The following is a 17,889-nucleotide window of genomic DNA, read 5'->3' as shown; positions in this document are numbered from 1 at the left end:
TACTGGACATTGACCGTTTTGCATTGGTTAAAGGTTCATGTGGCTAAGATACATAAAGTAAACGACGCGGCCACATGTTATGTGGTCTTTTTTATAGTTTCGTTTACAAAAGGAGAGAGAGTATGAAACGATTAGGAGTTATGATTTGCGCACTATTAATATTAGTAGGATGTGGAAGTGGAAAGGGAGCGAGTGATGATAAGGTCTTAAAGATTGGCGTCTTGCAACTGGTAGACCATCCTTCACTGGATGCAACCTTAACGGGATTAAAGGAAGAACTTGATACCCTATTAGGCAGTGATAAATATGAAATCATTTACAAAAATGCACAAGGAAGTCCAGTGGATGCCAATACCATTGCAGCACAACTTGTGGAAGAAGATGTTGATTTGATTTACGCAATTGCAACAATCGCAGCACAAGCAGTCTTAAATGCAACAAAAAACACAGAGATTCCAGTAGTCTTCAATGCAGTAACTGATCCAGTGGATGCAGGGTTGGTTGCGACACTTGAAGCGCCAGGTGGTAATGTAACTGGAGTGAGTGATGCCGCACCGATTGATAAGCAAATGGCGTTAATCAAGGAAGTTATGCCAAATGCACAAAATATTGGGGTTGTGTACAACGTGGGTGAAGCAAATTCATTGATCCAAGTAGAACAAACGAAACAAGCAGCTTCAAAAATTGGGTTAAACGTGATTGAGTCGGGAATTTCACAAGCAAGCGATCTACAACTTGCATCGGGAACCTTGGCTGAAAAAGTAGATGCAATGTATGTTATTACCGATAACATGGTTGTATCAGGAATATCGACATTAATTGACCAAACAAACAAAGCAAACGTACCCGTATTCGCTGCAGAAGCAGGACAATTCGATAAAGGATTGTTGGCTTCAGATTCAATCAGCTACAATGACTTGGGACATGTTGCAGGGAAGATGGTAAAAGAAATCTTGATTGATGGTAAGAAGCCTGAATCATTGGCAGTTCAAGGTGCTAATGAAACTGAATTATTAGTGAGTGAATCAGTGGCGAAACAACTTGGAATTGAAATTCCAAATACAGTCCTTGAAAGAGCGACCCTAAAATAACATGACAAATTTATTATTAACCGTATTACAAGAAGGATTCCTCTATGGCGTCCTTGCAATGGGTGCAATGATGACCTACAACATTATGGGAATCGCCGACTTAAGTGTCGACGGTTCTTATCCATTAGGTGTAGTAGTCAGTGCTGTACTGATTGTGAATGGTGTTAATCCTTGGATTGCCCTTGTGGTTTCATTTCTCGCAGGCGCAATCGCTGGCTCACTGACAGGATTGCTCCATGTTAAGTTAAAGATTACCAGTTTATTGAGTGGTATCTTAGTGATGACGGGACTCTATTCAGTCAATTTAATGATCGCGGGGGGTGTTTCTAACATCCCGCTCTTTGGCGAAAAGACCTTGCTTGATACAACCTGGCTTTCTGCTATGAACCTACCTGCTTGGGTGGTAAATTTCTACCCTGTTCTGGTGCTTTTTGTGATTGCGATGATTGCGAAAGTGGGGGTTGATTGGATTTTATCAACACGTGCTGGATACTTACTCAAAGTAACGGGTGATAATGAAGGCTTAGTGTTAACACTGGGTGAAAACAGTGATGTTGTGAAAGTCTTAGGACTTGCACTCTCAAATGGCCTTGTGGCATTGAGTGGTGGAATGGGTGCTTCCTTAGGAAGATACTTTGATATTTCGCTGGGTGCTGGGATGGTCGTGATGGCACTATCCTCGGTATTGCTGGGAACTTTGTTATTATCAAAAACACGCTTAAAAATGACAACACAAGTCATTATCGGTGCAATGATTTACCGTCTGATTGTTGCGATTGCGATTAAATGGGGACTCAATCCAATTCACCTCAAACTAATTACCGTAGGAATCTTCATTACAACAATCATCTTTACCAATAACCCACTGTCAAAGTTTGTAAGAAAAAAGGAGAACGATAATGTTACAGTTCAACAATATTCACAAAACATTCAATCCTAATACTGAAGCCCGTAACTGTGTTTATCGTGGCCTTAACTTAAACGTTGATGAAGGCGAGTTCATTGTTATTGTTGGCTCAAACGGAAGTGGGAAATCCACATTGCTCAACATGATAGGGGGAAATGTTTTACCCGATCAAGGTACCATCCAATTTAAAGATGAAAACATTATGAAAATCAAACCCTATAAACGATTCCGCGTTTTTTCTCGTGTCTTTCAAGATCCAAGCATGGGAACATCCCCATCATTAACAGTGTTTGAAAACCTCGCAATGGCGGTTCAAAAGGGAAATCTTTTAAACCTTAAAGGATTGAAAAAACACGCAGACAGTTCTGAGTTTGTTGAGGGGTTGAGCGAACTTGGCATGGGTCTTGAACATAAAATGGATATCAAAGTCGGCCATCTATCGGGTGGACAACGCCAAGCACTCTCGCTCTTGATGTCACTGATTAATGAACCCGAAGTCTTACTGTTGGATGAACATACGGCTGCATTGGATCCAAAAAGCAGTGAACGGATTATGCAAATCACAAATGATATGGTTACAAAACGTCATATCACAACACTCATGGTGACCCATAATATTAACCATGCGCTTACTTATGGTACGCGCCTCATCATGTTTCATGAAGGAGAAATTGTCTGTGATGTCAGGGGTGAAGAAAAACAAAATCTCACTCAAGAAAGAATCATCGAACTCTTCAGACAACATGAACCTTCCATACTCTCGACAATCTAAAATTGGGCTTTGGCCCTTTTTTTTGTATCAAAAAAATTTGACCGCTGGTCAAAAATGCGTTATTATATTCGTGGTGATAAGAAAATGGTATGTTCAAATTCAGAAAAAATCCGTAGAGAAGCCATTCTAGAACGCGCGCAAGCGTTGTTTTTAGAGCACGGTTACGATGAGACGTCGATTGCGCATATCGCAAAGACGCTGAATATTGCAAAGGGATTAATCTATTATTATTTTGACACGAAAGAAGACATTTTAAATGCTGTAATCGAGCGAAAATGTGAACTTCAATTATCGATGTTGATTGATAAAATGGATAGTGTGGACGCAAATTTTAATGAATCGTTGGTATTATTGATTGCGGAGTATTCGAGTTTTAAACAAAAAACGATTTCGACGTATCGAAAAGTACTTCAACACGAATCACGATTGTTTGCGGAATATCATCGGCAATATCTTGTTAAGTTGCATGATGTTATTGAAAAAGTTGTGGCAATGGGAATCCAAGAGGCAAAACTGGTGGTGAAATATCCCTTAGAGATGGTAATCATGGTTTTGGAAGGTGCCTATCGGTTGGAGTTCTTTGAAAAGATACCACTTGAAGAAAAGCTGGGGCTTATTGAAACAGCACTGCACCTCAATCAAGGTGAGTTAATGCAGGCGGTTTTAAGGCTTAGACATGAAAAAGTAATTAATGGAGGTGATGCAGTTGAGTGACTTACTCAGTAGAATTGAAGCGAAGGAACGCGAAATCCAAGCTCAATTTGAAAAATCAGAAAAAGAAAAAGAAGTGATTGTGGGTCAATATCGTGACAAAGCATTTCAAGAAATTGGGAAGATGAAATCTGAGTCAGAACAGCGTAAGAAAGAAATGCTTGAAGTGATGAATGATGACCTGAGATCATTTAAGTCTCAAGTGGATGCACAAACACAAAATGAGAAGATGCGTGTTGATGCACAATTTGAAAAGCACAAACAACAAGCGAAACAGTTATTGATTAAGGAGGTGTTGTTTGATGGCGATCGTTAAAATGAGCGAATTCAAGTTATTTGTCATGAATGATGATTTAGAGACTGTCTTACAAGCCTTGCAACGGTATAAAAATGTCAACTTTGCACAGTCTGTATCGCAAGAACATCCAGGATTTCATCCTGTAAAATCAACCTATGATTTTGAGAATAACGAAATCAAACGATCCATGATTCAGCTTGTCATTAAACGTGTACAAGATGCGAATCGAAAGAAAAAAGAATCAAAGGGGTTGTTTGGTTCATTGAATGTGAAAAACATGTCCTTTGAAGAAATTGAATCAGTGGTACACAATACAGATCTGGATGAAATCCTAGAAACCTATTCCGAAATGTATGAACGTAAGACAGGTCTTATCAATGGATTTCAATGTTATGTTCCATGGGAACATAAAGGGCTTCCTATTGATGTTATGAAACTGCTTGTGCATCAAAAACCGATGATTGGGACAGTCGCATGTGATGATGCGAAACAATTTGATGCTGAACTACATCGTGTTGATTCTGTGTTTTATATGACGAAAGAAGTGCCTGACAAAAATCAAGTCATCTTCGTAATTCTACCCCCTAAGGGATCTGAAGAAACACTGTCAATCACAGCAGAGAAATATGACTTATCCTATCGTTCAGCAGTTTCTTTGGAAATTACTAAACAAGTGGATGAAATGATCTCATTATTAAATCGAACCTTAGAGAAGCGTTTGAATATGAGAAATCGCATTCAGTCAATTGGACCCTTTGAAGATGTCTTGAAGATTCATTATGAATACTTAAATAATGAAGCACTCAAAGAATCCGTGAAATCTCAATTTATACAATCAAAACACGTAACGATTATGCGAGGGTGGATTGAAACAGAATTTGAAGATGAATTTAGAACGGTCGTTTCAGACAGTGTATTGGGGAAGGTGGATCTAGAAATCACACCCGCTCCCCTTCATTCAATGGAAGTGCCGATTAAACTTAAAAACAATGGCTTCAATAAAGCCTTTGAACCCATTACAAACATGTACTCACAACCCCGCTATGATGAGTTGGATCCAACACCCATTTTCGCCCCATTTTATGCATTTTTCTTTGGCATGATGTTGGCGGATTTAGGGTATGGATTGGTTATGGCGATTGGATTAGGCTTGGCATTGAAATTCATTAATTTCAAACCACAAACCAAAGATATGTTGAAACTGTTATTTTATGTAAGTTTCCCAACAATGTTATGGGGATTAATCTACGGCTCATTTTTTGGTGGATTAGTTCCGATGAAAGCCTTGATAGATATCAATTATGACTTTACAATGGTGCTTATTTTAGCTTTAGGATTTGGCGTATTCCATCTTTTTGCGGGAATGGCAGTGAAAGCATACCTGCACATTCGCGATTATAAATTTAGATATGTCATCTACGATGTCCTGTTTTGGTATATGACACTATTAGGTGCCATCGTCTTGGTATCCATGATGTTTACTGACTTCTTAGCACCCTATCAAACAATCGCCATGTGGACGATGATTATTGGGATGGTTGGGATAGTCTTAACCAATGGACGCTCTGCGAAAACAATTCCAGGGAAAGCAGTCTCAGGATTATATAGTTTATATGGACTGACAAATTATGTGGGGGATATCGTATCCTACTCACGACTTATGGCCTTAGGGCTTGCAGGTGCATCCATCGGGATGGCATTTAATACGATGATGGGAATGGTTCAAGGGTTTGGATTTATGGGAACACTTGCAGGCATCGTCATCTTTATGATTGGACATACCTTTAACCTTTTAATTAGTGGATTAAGTTCGTATGTACACTCAGCACGACTCACATATGTAGAGTTTTTCGGTAAGTTTTTCGTTGGTGGTGGACAAGCGTTTAAGGCGTTTCGATCATCCGCAGAATATATTAATGTTGAATAAAAGGAGATTTGATTAATGGAACAATTTATTTTGGAATATGGTGGGTTAGTATTTGCGGTATTAGGAATGGCACTGGTTGTCGCGATTCCTGGACTGAGCAGTGGTAAAGGTGTTGGTATGGTTGGTGAAGCAACCACAGGGTTGATGGTCGATCAGTCTGAAAAGTTTGGGAAGAGTTTGCTCTTACAAATGATGCCGGCATCACAAGGGTTGTATGGATTTGTTGTGGCGATTATGACATTGGGACGCTTACACGTTGGAATGGGACTTCAAGAAGGGCTGTTCATCTTGATGGCATGCTTACCCATGGCAATCGTTGGTGGACCTACTGCAATCTCACAAGCTAAAGTTGCGGTGAATGGTGTTCACTTACTTGCACGTAATGAAAATGAAATGACAAAGAATATTATCTATGCCGTTATGGTTGAAACCTACGCCTTGCTTGCGTTTGTTACTTCAATCATTATCCTAAACTCGGTGACCTTTTAGTGAGTCTTGAACATTCAGTAATTCTGGATGCGCTTGAAGAAGTTGGGAAGCGTGAACGTGAAGCGTTTCTAGACGCTGCACATAATGCAGGGAAATTGGTGTATGACACCATGCTTCAAGATGCACAAAAAAGAGGTGCCATTCGTGATCAAAAGAATCAAGAAGAAACGGCATTCTTGAAAAGTCGTGAAATGGCACGGTATAAAAACCAAGCAGCCCTTAGTGTGAATGAACATAAAATCCGTCACATCAATGCGTTGCTTGATGAGGTATACAATGAACTCGAAAGTCTTGATAATGAGGCGTATATTGATTTGTTGTATCGAAGCCTAAATAAACAAAAAACCGATGAAAAACCACGGATTCATGTTGCTTCAAAGCACTTTGACTTAGTGGTGGAAGCGTTGGGTCAGACCTATCAGATTATTAAAGATGAATCGATTGGGAATGGATTTATCTTAAACTACACACATTTTAATGTGAATATGGAACTTAAACAGATTATGCGCCATAAACGGGATAATCTGACCAATAAAGCGATGGATATTTTGTATGGTGGTGATGATGAATGACCCAATCCATTATGTTGCATCATATCCTCAGAGCACCCAGTGATTTATATCTAAACAATACAACGCGTGAACAACTTCAAAAGCTCATGCATAGCCAATCGATTGTGACATCTTTAGATGCGGACCAATGGTTTGATAGACAATGGGACCGGTTGTTTGAAACGGTTGAATCCTTTGATGTGGATTGTTCACTTTTTGAACCATTATATATAGAAAGAGACTTGGTAAAAAAAGCAGAGACCTTGGATTGGGAAACGGACACTGCGATCTTAAACAGTTTAACGGCGTACCAACAGATTCCTTTAGGAATTACTTATGCTAAGATCAAGATCGACTTCTACAATCTCAAACGGTTGTTGATGTTTAAACGTGAAATGAATGTGGTTGCGACTGGATTTATTGATCGCGTTTCCCTTGAAACCTATGCCAGTGATGTTAAGGGACTTGTTCGCAATTCCATCTATCATGAACCATTGGAAGGCCTTGATATAAAAAATGTGGAACTTTTAGAAAAACGAATCATCAGAGATGCGATGGAAGCCCACCGCATGGATGGAACCTCAGACAATGGTCTTTTCAGTAAGCTTTATTTTAATATGAATGAACTGATAGAACTCAGAGGACGCATGAAAGCAGAACTGTTCAATATTGAACTCAGTGAGGTGGTGCTTGCATATGAGTAATGTTGCCTATGTTTCAACCCAAAAAGAAGAAGGGGTTATGACCAGTTTAGGAATGGAACACATCTATTATGATGGAAGCATTCCCTTTGACTCCTTTATTCGTGAACTTAAATATAAACACTATCAGATTGTCTTTATCAGTGAGACAATTTATACACACTATGCCAAGATAATCGATGGCGCAAACACTGATTTATCCATATCCATACATGTCCTTGCGAATCGTCAAGAACACCAGGGTGTGGGACAAAAACGTTTGAAGCATCTGTCTGAAGATGCTGTTGGATTTCATAAGTGAGTAGGAGGAATGATATGAGCCAAGGATTTATTGAAAAAATATCAGGACCCTTAGTGGTTGCTAAGGATATCCCTGGGGCACGACTGTTTGATACAGTACTTGTGTCACATGAAAAACTATTGGGTGAAATCATTGAAATACGTGACTCCTATGCATCCATTCAAGTATATGAAGAAACATCTGGTATTAGTGTGGGTGAACCGGTTGAATCGTTGTACCAACCCTTAAGTGTGCGTTTAGGACCTGGATTGTTGTCTTCGATGTTTGATGGGATTGGGCGTGATTTAAATGCGTATGCCCTTGCGACCGGAAATTTTCTATCACGTGGAACCCATGTTGATCCACTGAACACCCAAAATAAATGGGCGTTTGAACCCCTTGTCCATGAAGGAGATCATGTAGAACCCGGTGATCGCATCGGATATGTCATGGAACGTGGTCTGAAACATTACATCATGGTACCACCACAAGTTCATGGTGTGTGTCACCACCTTGTGAAGGGTGAATATACAATCGAAGATATTGTATGCATTCTTGATACAGATAAAGGGAAATATGAAATGACAATGGTACAATCATGGCCAATCCGCCGTGGTAGACCTTATGTTCGAAAACATTTGCCCTACGAACCTTTAGTAACAGGACAACGTGTAATTGACACCTTCTTCCCAGTTGCGAAAGGAGGGACGGCTTGTGTTCCAGGACCGTTTGGTTCTGGCAAGACTGTGGTCCAACACCAACTCGCAAAACACTCCAATGCAGAAGTGATTGTTTATATTGGATGTGGTGAACGGGGTAATGAGATGACCGATGTACTCAATGAGTTTCCTGAGATTAAAGATCCCCAAACCGGACGCCCATTAATGGATAAAACTGTACTCATCGCAAACACATCCAACATGCCAGTTGCAGCCCGTGAAGCGTCAATCTATACGGGAATCACAATCGCGGAATACTTTAGAGACATGGGGTATGATGTTGCGATGATGGCAGACTCAACATCACGATGGGCAGAAGCACTGCGTGAGATGAGTGGTCGTCTGGAAGAGATGCCAGGTGATGAAGGGTATCCAGCCTACTTGGGTTCTCGACTTGCAGAAGTGTATGAGCGTGCAGGTGTTGTGGATGTATTGGGTGAAAACCAAGAAAAAGGATCCATCACAATGATTGGTGCGGTTTCCCCAGCGGGTGGTGATTTATCCGAACCGGTAACACAAGCCACCCTACGGATTGTGAAAGTCTTTTGGGCTCTTGATTCACAACTTGCATACCAACGTCACTTCCCAGCGATTGATTGGCTTGAAAGTTATTCGCTTTATGATGAGTCTTTAGACCGGTATATGCGCCGTAACGTCCACAAGAATTTTTCAAAGTTACGTCAAGAAGCCATGTTTTTATTGAAAGATGAAAAACGCTTGTTGGAGATTGTTCAGTTGATTGGACGCGATGCCTTATCCGATCAAGAAGTGCTCAAGTTAGAAATTGCCCGCATGATTCGTGAGGATTTCCTCCAACAAAATGCATTCCAAGAAGAAGATACCTTCACAAGTTATGAAAAACAAGCAACAATGCTTCATGTAATCATGGAGTTTTACGCAATGGCACGCAATTACTTAGTGCACGATCATATTTATATTGCAGATATTATCAATATGGATGTGGTCTACAAAATATCACGAATGAAATACATACCATCACAAGATCTTGGAAACATTGAAGGCCTTGTGAACGAAGCAAAACAAGAATTTGAAGCATTGAAGGGAGGTGTCGATCATCATGCGTGAGTATAAAACAATCCGAGAAGTTGTCGGACCTTTGTTAATTGTGGATGGAGTTGAAAACATCCAATATGATGAAGAAGTCGAAATCTTTGTAGATGAAGATGATGTCCGTATTGGAAAAGTCCTTGAAGTTGATGGAACCTCTGCAGTCGTGCAACTGTATGAATCAAACATGGGAATTCGCCCCGAAAGTACGCGCATTCGATTTAAAGGGGAACCCATGAAACTGAAAGTTTCCGATGAAATGATGGGGCGGATTTTTGATGGTAAAGGACGCATCATCGATGGGGGTCCAGAACTGTTGTCCTATGAACGACGCGATATCAACGGGAAGGTTATGAACCCTGTATTACGGATGTTTCCCAATCAATTCTTACAAACCGGCATTTCCGCAATCGATGTTTTAAACACCTTGGTTGTAGGACAAAAACTTCCAATATTCTCTGGTGCGGGGTTACCACATAATGAATTGGCGACACAAATCGCACGTCAAGCAAAAGTCTTGGATGAATCCATCGACTTTGCGGTTGTCTTTTGTGCGATGGGAATCTCTTATGAAGAAGCACGGTTTTTTGAAGACGAATTCAAGCGTACAGGTGCACTTGAACGCTCAGTGCTCTTTATGAATCTTGCAAATGATCCAGCCATTGAACGCATCTCGACACCACGAATGGCACTCACAACGGCAGAATACCTTGCCTTTGAAAAAGGCATGCATGTCATTGTAATTATGAGTGATATGAACTATTACTGTGAAGCATTGCGTGAAATCTCTGCATCACGCAAAGAGATTCCAGGACGAAGAGGCTATCCAGGGTATATGTACACCGACCTTGCAACGCTGTATGAACGTGCAGGACGGCTTCAAGATCGAGAGGGTTCAGTGACATTGATCCCAATTCTATCCATGCCTGAAGATGACAAAACACACCCAATTCCAGACTTAACCGGCTATATCACCGAAGGACAAATTATTCTATCGCGTGATTTAAAACGCAGTGGTATTGAACCGCCAGTGGATGTTTTACCCAGCCTAAGTCGACTTAAAGACAAGGGAATCGGTGATGGGAAAACCCGCAAGGACCACTCCGATGTAATGAACCAACTGTTCGCAAGCTATGCTAAAGGTAAAGAAACCATTGAACTTGCAAGTATCCTTGGAGAAAGTGCTTTATCGGATCTAGACTTGCAATATGCATCCTTTGCCCGTGCCTTTGAAAAAGATTTCCTAGATCAAGGGTTTTATGAAAACAGATCGGTTACTGAATCATTAGATATTGCATGGAAGCTCTTAGGGATGTTGCCGAAAACAGAACTCAAACGTGTGCGTGATGAATTCTTAATTACCTATTATCATGGAGAGACATCATGACACGCCTTCGGGTGAATCCAACACGGATGGAAATGCGCAATCTAGAGCGCAAACTCCAAATTGCCAGTCGAGGTCATAAACTTTTAAAAGAGAAACAAGATTCACTGGTCCAACGATTCCTTCATTTAAGTGAGGAAACGAAGAACCAACGCCGTCGTGTTGACTATGAGTTTGAAAAGATGTACGGATTATATCACGTTGCATCTTTAAACTCTGATGCCTCACACATTGAAAAACACCTCAGTAAGAAAACCTTGGATGCCCATGTGGATGCGCATCGTGAACATGAACTGGGGGTTCGAGTCTTGAAGTATGACTTAAACATCGAAGACCAAGAAGTATCTTCACGCAGTGTCTTTACAATATCGCATGAAGTCTTGCAAATTGAAGCGATGTATGCGCAAATGTTACCGGAATTGGTAAAACTTGCTGAGCTTGAAAAAAGATGTATGGTTCTTGCGAGTGAGATCAAAGAAACACGCCGTCGTGTGAATGCTTTGGAACACCGTACGATTCCAGATACAAAAGAAACAATTGCGTACATTAAAATGAAAATAGACGATCATGAACGAAGCCAAAAGGCACGGGTCATGAAAGTGAAGTAATCCTAGGAACCCTGATTTATGATGATGCATAAAAAAGGGTTCTTTTTTTTGAAGAAGATTCGATAATTACCCGGTGACCTTAGCGGATAAATCGATATCAAACAAGCGCAAAACACAGTAAATAGCCACGTAATATCACCTAAAATGAATAAAATAAAAATAAAGTAAAAAAGATGAAGAATAGTGTTGACTTGTGGTAGGTGTAATGGTATTATTATCAAGCCGGTTCGGTAAGAACGGCAACGAATTGGTCTTTGAAAACTGAACAAGAAACGTCAATTTCGAAAATAGAAATTAAAACAAAAACAAACTGTCAGAGTTTGTGTTTATATAAGATAAACAAAAAAAGAGAAAGAATCAAATGGAGAGTTTGATCCTGGCTCAGGATGAACGCTGGCGGCGTGCCTAATACATGCAAGTCGAACGAACGGACCTAGAAAACTTGTTTTTTAGAGAAGTTAGTGGCGAACGGGTGAGTAATACATAAACAACCTGCCCCAATGCCTGGGATAACAGTTGGAAACGACTGCTAATACCGGATAGGTTTAGATATGGCATCATATTTAAAGTAAAGATGGGATACATCACAATGGGATGGATTTATGGCGCATTAGTTAGTTGGTGAGGTAACGGCTCACCAAGACGATGATGCGTAGCCGGCCTGAGAGGGTGACCGGCCACACTGGGACTGAGACACGGCCCAGACTCCTACGGGAGGCAGCAGTAGGGAATTTTCGGCAATGGGGGAAACCCTGACCGAGCGACGCCGCGTGAGTGAAGAAGGCCTTCGGGTTGTAAAGCTCTGTTGTAAGGGAAGAAATGTACGGATAGGGAATGATCTGTGCTTGACGGTACCTTACCAGAAAGCCACGGCTAACTACGTGCCAGCAGCCGCGGTAATACGTAGGTGGCGAGCGTTATCCGGAATTATTGGGCGTAAAGGGAGCGTAGGCGGTTTATTAAGTTTAAGGTGAAAGTTCGGGGCTCAACCCCGTGACGCCTTAGAAACTGGTAGACTTGAGTACAGGAGAGGTGAGTGGAATTCCATGTGTAGCGGTAAAATGCGTAGATATATGGAGGAACACCAGTGGCGAAGGCGGCTCACTGGCCTGATACTGACGCTGAGGCTCGAAAGCGTGGGGAGCAAATAGGATTAGATACCCTAGTAGTCCACGCCGTAAACGATGGATACTAAGTGTTGGGAAGAATCTCAGTGCTGCAGTTAACGCAATAAGTATCCCGCCTGGGGAGTATGCGCGCAAGCGTAAAACTCAAAGGAATTGACGGGGGCCCGCACAAGCGGTGGAGTATGTGGTTTAATTCGACGCAACGCGAAGAACCTTACCAGGTCTTGACATACCGCGCAAAAGCACAGAGATGTGTAATAGTTATGGCGGATACAGGTGGTGCATGGTTGTCGTCAGCTCGTGTCGTGAGATGTTGGGTTAAGTCCCGCAACGAGCGCAACCCTTGTCTCTAGTTACCAGCATGTAAAGATGGGGACTCTAGAGAGACTGCCGGTGATAAACCGGAGGAAGGTGGGGATGACGTCAAATCATCATGCCCCTTATGATCTGGGCTACACACGTACTACAATGGCGTATACAAAGGGAAGCGAAGCAGTGATGTGGAGCGAATCTCATAAAGTACGTCTCAGTTCGGATTGGAGTCTGCAACTCGACTCCATGAAGTCGGAATCGCTAGTAATCGCGGATCAGCATGCCGCGGTGAATACGTTCTCGGGCCTTGTACACACCGCCCGTCAAACCATGGGAGTTGGTAATACCCGAAGCCAGTGGCCTAACCCGCAAGGGAGGGAGCTGTCGAAGGTAGGATCGATGACTGGGGTTAAGTCGTAACAAGGTATCCCTACCGGAAGGTGGGGATGGATCACCTCCTTTCTAAGGAGTATTAGAAAGACGTCGAAATTGGTACACACGTTTCTTGTTTAGTTTTGAGAGATCGAAGCGATCATCTCAGGATCTTTGAAAACTGAATAATAGAAGAGATTCAGATAGGTAAAAAAATGGATCTTTTTGGATAGTTGAAAAACTAAGAACACAAAGTCAAAGTTAAAAAGCAATTTAACAGTAACTTAAGCAAACAAACAAAGCGAACACATAAAAAAAACAAAGCGCAATCCAGTCTTATGCAGGCTGAGGTTGTAATGACGTGATTAAATATGGAAGGGCGTACGGTGGATGCCTAGGCACTAAGAGCTGATGAAGGACGCGACTAACAGCGAAATGCTTCGGGGAGTGGTACGTACACAATGATCCGGAGGTATCCGAATGGGGGAACCCAATACTGGTAGAGCAGTATTACAGTCAAATGAACACATAGTTTGATATGAGGCAACCTTGCGAATTGAAACATCTTAGTAGCAAGAGGAAAAGAAAATAAAGAATGATTCCCTGAGTAGTGGCGAGCGAAACGGGAAGAGCCCAAACCGACTTTAGGGTCGGGGTTGTAGGACCACGATATGGGATTGATTTGAGATAGAAGAATGGCATTGAAAGGCCAGCCGAAGAAGGTGCAAGCCCTGTATTTGAAATTGAGAATCACTCTAGTGGGATCCTGAGTACGGCGAGGCACGTGAAACCTTGTCGGAATCTGCCGGGACCACCCGGTAAGGCTAAATACTCCTTAGTGACCGATAGTGAACCAGTACCGTGAGGGAAAGGTGAAAAGAACCGCTGGCGCGGAGTGAAATAGAACCTGAAACCGTATGCTTACAAGAAGTCAGAGCCCGTTAAAGGGTGATGGCGTGCCTATTGCATAATGAACCGGCGAGTTACGATAGTGTGCGAGGTTAAGCTGAAGAGGCGGAGCCGAAGCGAAAGCGAGTCTGAATAGGGCGAAATAGTACAATGTCGTAGACCCGAAACGAAGTGATCTAGCCATGACCAGGTTGAAGTTTGGGTGAAACCAAATGGAGGACCGAACCGACCATCGTTGAAAAGCTGGCGGATGAGTTGTGGCTAGGGGTGAAAAGCCAATCGAACTTCGAGATAGCTGGTTCTCCCCGAAATAGCTTTAGGGCTAGCGTCAAGTGAATGCCATTGGAGGTAGAGCACTGAAAGTGTGATGGCCCCATCTAGGGGTACTGATCATTATCAAACTCCGAATGCCAATGGTTAATGCTTGGCAGTCAGTCTGTGGGTGATAATGTCCATAGACGAGAGGGAAACAGCCCAGATCGCCAGCTAAGGTCCCAAAATACATGCTAAGTGGAAAAGGATGTGGGGATGCACAGACAACTAGGAGGTTGGCTTAGAAGCAGCCACCCTTGAAAGAGTGCGTAACAGCTCACTAGTCGAGTGACCCTGCGCCGAAAATGTACCGGGGCTAAGCATGTTACCGAAGCTGCGAATTTATAGTAATATGAATGGTAGGGGAGCGTTCTATACAGCGTTGAAGGTGTACCGTAAGGAGCGCTGGAGCGTATAGAAGTGAGAATGCCGGTGTGAGTAGCGAAATGTCAGTGAGAATCTGACACACCGATTGCCTAAGGTTTCCAGGGGAAGGCTCGTCCTCCCTGGGTAAGTCGGGACCTAAGATGAGGCTGAAAAGCGTAGTCGATGGACAACGGGTTGATATTCCCGTACCCACAATACAAGTGAAGGAATGACAGAGAAGGCTAGATACAGCGCACGACTGGAAGAGTGCGTCCAAGCGAAGGAGCAGATGTGTAGGCAAATCCGCACATCAATGCAAAGGCGTGATGGGGAGTGAACCCGTGAGGAAGTAGCGAAGGTGTTGATGCCAGCTTTCAAGAAAAGTTTCTAGCGATAATTGTATGGTGGCCCGTACCAAAACCGACACAGGTGGGCAAGGAGAGAATCCTGAGGTGAGCGAGAGAACTGTTGCCAAGGAACTCGGCAAAATGACCCCGTAACTTAGGGAGAAGGGGTGCTCTATGAAGAGTAGAGCCGCAGTGAAGAGGCCCAAGCGACTGTTTAACTAAAACATAGCTCTCTGCAAAGCCGCAAGGCGAAGTATAGGGGGTGACGCCTGCCCGGTGCTGGAAGGTTAAGGGGATGTGTTAGGAGAAATCCGAAGCATTGAACTGAAGCCCCAGTGAACGGCGGCCGTAACTATAACGGTCCTAAGGTAGCGAAATTCCTTGTCGGGTAAGTTCCGACCCGCACGAAAGGCGTAACGATTTGGGCGCTGTCTCGGCAGCAGACTCGGTGAAATCTTAGTACCGGTGATAATGCCGGTTACCCGCAACTAGAAGGAAAGACCCCATGGAGCTTTACTGTAGCTTGATATTGAACTTTGAGCCTACATGTACAGGATAGGTGGGAGACTGTGAAGCGTGTACGCTAGTATACGTGGAGTCACAACTGGGATACCACTCTTGTATGTTTGAAGTTCTAACCGCGGTCCGTAATCCGGATCCGGGAACGTGTCAGGTAGGCAGTTTGACTGGGGCGGTCGCCTCCTAAAGAGTAACGGAGGCGCCCAAAGGTACACTCAGATTGGTCAGAAATCAATCGACGAGCGCAAAGGCAGAAGTGTGCTTGACTGCGAGACTTACAAGTCGAGCAGGGACGAAAGTCGGGCTTAGTGATCCGGCGGTTCCGCGTGGAAGGGCCGTCGCTTAACGGATAAAAGCTACCCTGGGGATAACAGGCTAATCTCGCCCAAGAGTTCATATCGACGGCGAGGTTTGGCACCTCGATGTCGGCTCATCGCATCCTGGAACTGAAGCCGGTTCCAAGGGTTGGGCTGTCCGCCCATTAAAGCGGTACGCGAGCTGGGTTCAGAACGTCGTGAGACAGTTCGGTCCCTATCTGTTGTGGGCGTAGGAAATTTGAGGAGCGCTGTCCCTAGTACGAGAGGACCGGGATGGACATACCGCTGGTGTACCAGTTGTTCTGCCAAGAGCACCGCTGGGTAGCTAAGTATGGAATGGATAAGCGCTGAAAGCATCTAAGCATGAAACCAACTCCAAGATGAGATTTCCCATTCGTAAGAAGTAAGATCCCTGAAAGACTATCAGGTTGATAGGTCAGAGGTGGAAGTGTAGCGATACATGGAGCTGACTGATACTAATAGATCGAGGTTTTAATCACAAACGTCTTATAAACAACAACACATCCGAAAGGATACAACGTCAACTTATCAATCGACTTTCTATTATTTAGTTTTGAGAGATTCTCTCAATTTGATCTGGTGATTCTAGCGAAGTGGTCACACCTGTTCCCATCCCGAACACAGTAGTTAAGCACTTTAGCGGCGACAATAGCTATGCCTGCCATAGTTAAGATAGCTCATTGCCAGTTAATCAAGGACCTTCACTTTGAGGGTTCTTTTTTTTAGATATCTTTGTTTAGCATGTGCAGCTATGATATAATTTATAACAATAAATAAGATTTATCTTAAATATAGAAAGGTGACACCATGATGGAGTCTTCGAAGCATGCAATAACAAAGGAAGAAGCAGTCGATATTCTTGATCGTACAATTGGGTTTGTGCAAAACTGTGATAATAAGACATCAATATTACTCGCTGTCTTCGCGGGACTTTTTACCATAGTATTCTCGACAGAATGCCCTTCAATAATCCAAGAAATTACTATAGAATCACTTAAACTTAATTCTGTCATGCACTTTATATTTTTTATTTTAGGATTATTATCAGTTCTCTTCATTATGGTTGGGATTATTACTTTGATCTTTGTATTGATTCCAAAAGTAGAAGGGAAGGATATTAAAGGGTTAGAATTTGAACAAAAATCAAAGATTTTTTTTGGTGGCATTGTAATGTTTGAATCGTACGATAAATATAAGGATTCTTTATTGCACATGACAGAAGAGGAGTATATGAATCATATCGTCTCACAAATTTATATCAATTCCATCATCTGTTCCAAGAAATATCGGAAATATACAATAGGGATGAGATGCTCTTTGGTAGGCTTTGCATTGTTTTTTATCTGCCTAACATTCGGATTGTTTATTTAAGATTTATATGCAAACAATAAGAAATACTTAATGGATTTTTAGAGTTTTTTCGTATATTATAGTTAGAAGATGAGAGTTTGACTCTTCTGACTTTGAAATGAAAGAATTAACGTGCGATAGATTTCGCCAGGATCAATTTAATATTAGTCTTAGTTCCTGATATGAAGTGGGATGTTGTATTTTGGTAAAACCTTAAGATTGTCGGTTGTATCGGTCCTTGTTCTTGTGGGCGTGCTAATTCAAGAAAGACAATTGAAAATTGCAGTCTCTTTGATTGTGTCTGGAATTGTAATCCTTTGCGCGAATCACATACTTGATTGGGTTATTCGTGATGCTTTGATTCGAAATTAAACTTGTGTTGGCAATACGCCTATTGGCATTGTTTTTATATTCATAGGCACATGCTTTTC

Annotated in this window: 15 protein-coding genes and 3 rRNA genes; all 18 read left to right on the top strand. The window is 42.3% G+C overall.

Going from position 1 to position 17,889, the window contains the following annotated elements; translation table 11 throughout:
- Positions 1-122 precede the first annotated feature (122 nt).
- The 18 genes from AOC36_RS09975 to AOC36_RS09890 all read left to right on the top strand — a co-directional run bounded on the left by AOC36_RS09975 (position 123) and on the right by AOC36_RS09890 (position 17,830).
- Complete coding sequence (locus AOC36_RS09975) at positions 123-1,091, top strand: ABC transporter substrate-binding protein (protein WP_067633840.1); 969 nt, start codon at positions 123-125, stop codon at positions 1,089-1,091.
- A 1-nt stretch (position 1,092) separates the two neighbouring features.
- Complete coding sequence (locus AOC36_RS09970; protein ID WP_067633838.1) at positions 1,093-2,031, top strand: ABC transporter permease; 939 nt, start codon at positions 1,093-1,095, stop codon at positions 2,029-2,031.
- Positions 1,991-2,770 (top strand): ABC transporter ATP-binding protein, encoded by a 780-nt coding sequence (locus tag AOC36_RS09965; protein ID WP_067633836.1) that lies wholly within the window; start codon positions 1,991-1,993, stop codon positions 2,768-2,770. Before AOC36_RS09970 ends, AOC36_RS09965 begins: the two co-directional genes overlap by 41 nt.
- A 54-nt stretch (positions 2,771-2,824) precedes the next feature.
- A complete protein-coding gene (locus AOC36_RS09960; protein ID WP_078055151.1) occupies positions 2,825-3,484 on the top strand; it encodes a TetR/AcrR family transcriptional regulator in 660 nt (219 codons plus the stop codon).
- Complete coding sequence (locus tag AOC36_RS09955; RefSeq protein WP_067633832.1) at positions 3,477-3,797, top strand: hypothetical protein; 321 nt, start codon at positions 3,477-3,479, stop codon at positions 3,795-3,797. The genes AOC36_RS09960 and AOC36_RS09955 overlap by 8 nt, the downstream gene beginning before the upstream one ends.
- Positions 3,784-5,706, top strand: a complete 1,923-nt coding sequence (locus AOC36_RS09950) for a V-type ATP synthase subunit I (RefSeq protein WP_067633830.1) — start codon at positions 3,784-3,786, stop codon at positions 5,704-5,706. The genes AOC36_RS09955 and AOC36_RS09950 overlap by 14 nt, the downstream gene beginning before the upstream one ends.
- A gap of 15 nt (positions 5,707-5,721) precedes the next feature.
- Entirely contained in the window at positions 5,722-6,195 is a 474-nt protein-coding gene (locus AOC36_RS09945) for a V-type ATP synthase subunit K (protein WP_067633828.1), read from the top strand.
- Entirely contained in the window at positions 6,195-6,767 is a 573-nt protein-coding gene (locus AOC36_RS09940) for a hypothetical protein (RefSeq protein ID WP_067633825.1), read from the top strand. The genes AOC36_RS09945 and AOC36_RS09940 overlap by 1 nt, the downstream gene beginning before the upstream one ends.
- Positions 6,764-7,450: a hypothetical protein gene (locus tag AOC36_RS09935; RefSeq protein WP_067633823.1), complete on the top strand. Its 687-nt coding sequence runs from the start codon at positions 6,764-6,766 to the stop codon at positions 7,448-7,450. The genes AOC36_RS09940 and AOC36_RS09935 overlap by 4 nt, the downstream gene beginning before the upstream one ends.
- A complete protein-coding gene (locus AOC36_RS09930; protein ID WP_067633820.1) occupies positions 7,443-7,748 on the top strand; it encodes a hypothetical protein in 306 nt (101 codons plus the stop codon). Before AOC36_RS09935 ends, AOC36_RS09930 begins: the two co-directional genes overlap by 8 nt.
- A 14-nt stretch (positions 7,749-7,762) precedes the next feature.
- The gene (locus AOC36_RS09925) at positions 7,763-9,532 is read left to right on the top strand and encodes a V-type ATP synthase subunit A (RefSeq protein ID WP_067633818.1); all 1,770 of its coding nucleotides are present in this window, start codon (positions 7,763-7,765) and stop codon (positions 9,530-9,532) included.
- A complete protein-coding gene (locus AOC36_RS09920; RefSeq protein WP_236922982.1) occupies positions 9,525-10,901 on the top strand; it encodes a V-type ATP synthase subunit B in 1,377 nt (458 codons plus the stop codon). The genes AOC36_RS09925 and AOC36_RS09920 overlap by 8 nt, the downstream gene beginning before the upstream one ends.
- The gene (locus AOC36_RS09915; protein ID WP_067633815.1) at positions 10,898-11,506 is read left to right on the top strand and encodes a V-type ATP synthase subunit D; all 609 of its coding nucleotides are present in this window, start codon (positions 10,898-10,900) and stop codon (positions 11,504-11,506) included. Before AOC36_RS09920 ends, AOC36_RS09915 begins: the two co-directional genes overlap by 4 nt.
- A gap of 358 nt (positions 11,507-11,864) precedes the next feature.
- Positions 11,865-13,407 (top strand): 16S ribosomal RNA (locus tag AOC36_RS09910).
- 273 nt (positions 13,408-13,680) lie between these two features.
- Positions 13,681-16,587: ribosomal RNA gene (locus AOC36_RS09905) — 23S ribosomal RNA — on the top strand.
- Between the two features lie 96 nt (positions 16,588-16,683).
- Positions 16,684-16,797: ribosomal RNA gene (gene rrf / locus AOC36_RS09900) — 5S ribosomal RNA — on the top strand.
- Together the 16S, 23S and 5S rRNA genes form the textbook arrangement of a ribosomal RNA operon.
- Positions 16,798-16,915: 118 nt before the next feature.
- Positions 16,916-17,479 carry a Pycsar system effector family protein gene (locus AOC36_RS09895; protein ID WP_157777180.1) on the top strand — a complete coding sequence of 188 codons (564 nt, stop codon included), beginning with the start codon at positions 16,916-16,918 and terminating at the stop codon, positions 17,477-17,479.
- Between the two features lie 171 nt (positions 17,480-17,650).
- Positions 17,651-17,830 (top strand): hypothetical protein, encoded by a 180-nt coding sequence (locus tag AOC36_RS09890; protein ID WP_067633811.1) that lies wholly within the window; start codon positions 17,651-17,653, stop codon positions 17,828-17,830.
- Positions 17,831-17,889 lie beyond the last annotated feature (59 nt).

Origin of the sequence: Erysipelothrix larvae (genome assembly GCF_001545095.1) — a bacterium.
GTDB lineage: Bacteria > Bacillota_I > Bacilli_A > Erysipelotrichales > Erysipelotrichaceae > Erysipelothrix > Erysipelothrix larvae.
The sequence above is the reverse complement of the archived record's forward strand: the minus strand, read 5'-3'. Positions and strand labels throughout refer to the sequence as shown.